Source organism: Arthrobacter sp. H14 (genome assembly GCF_000520495.1).
Taxonomy (GTDB): Bacteria; Actinomycetota; Actinomycetes; order Actinomycetales; family Micrococcaceae; genus Arthrobacter_C.
Genome location: NZ_KI914661.1, coordinates 4,486 through 7,114 on the forward strand (window position 1 = coordinate 4,486; position 2,629 = coordinate 7,114).

The following is a 2,629-nucleotide window of genomic DNA, read 5'->3' on the forward strand; positions in this document are numbered from 1 at the left end:
CCGCAACTCTCCGACAGGCGGGACAGATATGCCGGTGCAAAACCTGCCGGGTCTCCAGCTTTGTCATCGGCGCGTGTGCTGCAGCGACTCCGCGGCCGTCAGGATCGACGCCCCGAGAAGCACGCTGTCCTTGAGCAGGAATTGCCCCACCATGGACAACTTGGTCTTCCCGTGGTTTTCCTGCCGCACCCCTGGAGTCGTGGCCATGAAACTGAGGGTCGTGAGGAACATCCCGATGGCGCCCATGCTGCCGATGGTCGAGGCGCGCGGTGCGAAAGGCTTGGCGGCGATCAGGGAGCCTATGGCGATTTCGGTGACTCCGATCAGCTGCGCCGTCCTCTTCTCACCCAACTTTTTGACCACCGACGAGAGCAGAGGGCTGGAGGTGACCAGGGGATGGATGTTTTCCATTTCATACTTCTGGAACTTCAGCGTCCCGATCCAAACGAGGTTCGTCACCAGGGCGTAACGCAGGACCGAAGCCCCCACATTCTCGAGGTCGGTAGCGGATGCGTGTCGCTTTGTCATGTCGTGTTTTCCTTTTCTCTACGTAAATCCAGCAGTCAGAGTTGGTAGGTTCCCCCGCCAGCTGTCTTCTCATGAATTTCGAATCAGTTAGTAAAGTGCTGACAACGTGGTGACATGCGGCCACCCCGCGTGTCGGCGAGACCATCGATGATTCCGAAATGGTCGGTCACTTGCCAACATTTTGGATGTGATCGTGCACGGTGTCGCATGCCATGTCGGCGGCCAGTTTGACGAGTGCCGGGTCCAGTGTCATTTTCGCCGACGTTTTTGCCCCGTCGTAGAGCACCATCAGCTTTAGGACCAGGGAAGAGGATGCATCCGCCCCGATCAAGGCCGCGATATGCAAGGCCAATTCGCCCCGGTAATGGGTGATAACACGGTGTATCTCAGGGTCCTCCGGTCGCTCTATCGCGGCGTTCATGAATGGGCATCCATGGAACGTGCCAGCGATAACATCAGTGGAAATCCCATCGAAGAAAATTGCCAAACGAGCAGTTGGGAAGGCCTCCAGGTCGTCCCTGGCTGCGGAAGCTGTTTTCCATATTGTTTCCTCCCTCTGAAGGTAGGCAACAACAAGAGCCTGTTTGCTGCCAAAGTGGTGATACATGCTGCCCTTGGCGACACCGGCTTCAGCGATCACCAGATCGATGCCGGTGGCGTTGATGCCGCGTGTGTAGAAGAGCCGACGCGCAGCCTCCATGATCCGCTCACGCGCCTTCCCCGGTGTGGCCGGTGATGAGCCAGGCGCAACGGACAGGGCCTTTGAACTGGAACGATCCATGGTTGACAACACTAGACGAACCTGTCTAGTTTTGCCAGACGGATTCGTCTACAGGAGTGGGCGGGCCACGAAGGAAGGAATTTTCTTATGACAGACATCAAGGTTGCCGTGGTGATCTACGAGTCCGTGTCGTCCGGGAACGCACGCGTCTACCGGGGTCTCAGCACCGCTCTGGAGTTCAAAAGGGCCGGTGATGAGGTCGTCGTGATGTTCGACGGGTCCGGCGTCGAAAGCTTGGCAGCGATCTCGGACTCTTCCCACAAGTTGAATCCGCTCCTGGAAGAGCTTAAAGACAACGTCATCGGAGCGTGTGATCTCTGTGCGCGCTCCCACCGGGCCATCAAGCCCATCAAGGAGGCGGGTTGGCCTCTCCTCAACGATTACAACGGCGAAGCCAGTGTGCGCAAGCTCGTCGTCGAGGGATACCAGATCCTCAACTTCTAAAAGTTCTGGGCAGTCCGACACAGGCCCGGGCATTTACCCGGCGACGTTGATAAGCGATTGAGCGGCTTTGCTTGAGGAGTGAAAACGTGTCCCCGGAACGCATCCGGTGTCACGTGGATCTGATGTGGGCGACATGTGCGTGCAGAAAGTTTGCCTCACCTATACAGGCGAACATGAGGAGCGTGCGGGGATGCTAGTTCGGTTGCCTCTGTGATGCGGCATGCCATCGGTGTGAGACCGCGCGTCGGAACCAATCCGATCCCCTGGATGAGATGGAAAGGCCCGGCCGTGCCCGATGATGCAGGCCCGAACCTCCGAGGTAAGGCACCCGTCATGAGAGATACGTGGGCCGGCTGAGACCTGGCACGGCTTACTTCCTTGGTGATGTGTCGATCAGGTGTGGTCATTCGCGTCGGCTGTGTGTTGAAGGAATGAGGTTCCGTGGCAGCAACCATGCAGCTCGAAAGTCGTGTCCGGCCGCTGTCCGAGGCCGAGGCGGAGGAGCACGTCGCCTCCGCGTGCTTTCGCACCGGGCCCGTCGGCGCCGTGGGACTGGAGCTCGAACGGGGACGCCCACGAGGTGCACGTGCCGGGCTTTTGGATCGACACCGTGCCCGTGAGCAACGCGGAATTCGCCCAGTTCGGCGAGGACGGCGGGTACGACCGGCGCCAGTGATGGAGTGCTGTTGGCTGGGCGCACCGCCAGGAGGCGAGGCTCACCGCGCCGAAGCACTGGCGGCGCGAGGGCGGCAGCTGGTGGCGGACGCGCTTGGGCGTCGTCGAGCCCGTTCCCGGCGACGGACCGTGCAGCATGTGTCCTACTACGAGGCCTGGGCGCGGTGGGCCGGACGACGGCTGACCACCGAGGCGGAGTGG

Annotated in this window: 5 protein-coding genes; 3 read left to right on the top strand and 2 right to left on the bottom strand. The window is 60.3% G+C overall.

Annotated features, from left to right (window positions below; translation table 11 throughout):
- Positions 1-63: 63 nt before the first annotated feature.
- Positions 64-528, bottom strand: coding sequence for a YkgB family protein (locus tag Y707_RS0113575; protein ID WP_051442002.1), 465 nt, complete (start codon positions 526-528; stop codon positions 64-66).
- A gap of 166 nt (positions 529-694) precedes the next feature.
- Entirely contained in the window at positions 695-1,309 is a 615-nt protein-coding gene (locus Y707_RS29050; protein ID WP_051442003.1) for a TetR/AcrR family transcriptional regulator, read from the bottom strand.
- Between the two features lie 87 nt (positions 1,310-1,396).
- Between Y707_RS29050 and Y707_RS0113585 the strand changes: the two genes are divergently transcribed.
- The 3 genes from Y707_RS0113585 to Y707_RS33630 form a co-directional block, all read left to right on the top strand.
- The gene (locus tag Y707_RS0113585) at positions 1,397-1,753 is read left to right on the top strand and encodes a DsrE family protein (RefSeq protein WP_026535494.1); all 357 of its coding nucleotides are present in this window, start codon (positions 1,397-1,399) and stop codon (positions 1,751-1,753) included.
- A gap of 469 nt (positions 1,754-2,222) precedes the next feature.
- Positions 2,223-2,429: an SUMF1/EgtB/PvdO family nonheme iron enzyme gene (locus tag Y707_RS33495; RefSeq protein ID WP_216699254.1), complete on the top strand. Its 207-nt coding sequence runs from the start codon at positions 2,223-2,225 to the stop codon at positions 2,427-2,429.
- Positions 2,429-2,629, top strand: a 201-nt coding sequence (locus tag Y707_RS33630; RefSeq protein ID WP_503487610.1) for a hypothetical protein, incomplete at its 3' end; no start/stop codon positions are given. The genes Y707_RS33495 and Y707_RS33630, both read left to right, overlap by 1 nt.

Coding starts and splice junctions, on each gene's coding strand:
- Y707_RS0113575 (WP_051442002.1), bottom strand. CDS start 528: ATGACAAAGCGACACGCATCCGCTACCGACCTCGAGAATGTGGGGGCT.
- Y707_RS29050 (WP_051442003.1), bottom strand. CDS start 1,309: ATGGATCGTTCCAGTTCAAAGGCCCTGTCCGTTGCGCCTGGCTCATCA.
- Y707_RS0113585 (WP_026535494.1), top strand. CDS start 1,397: ATGACAGACATCAAGGTTGCCGTGGTGATCTACGAGTCCGTGTCGTCC.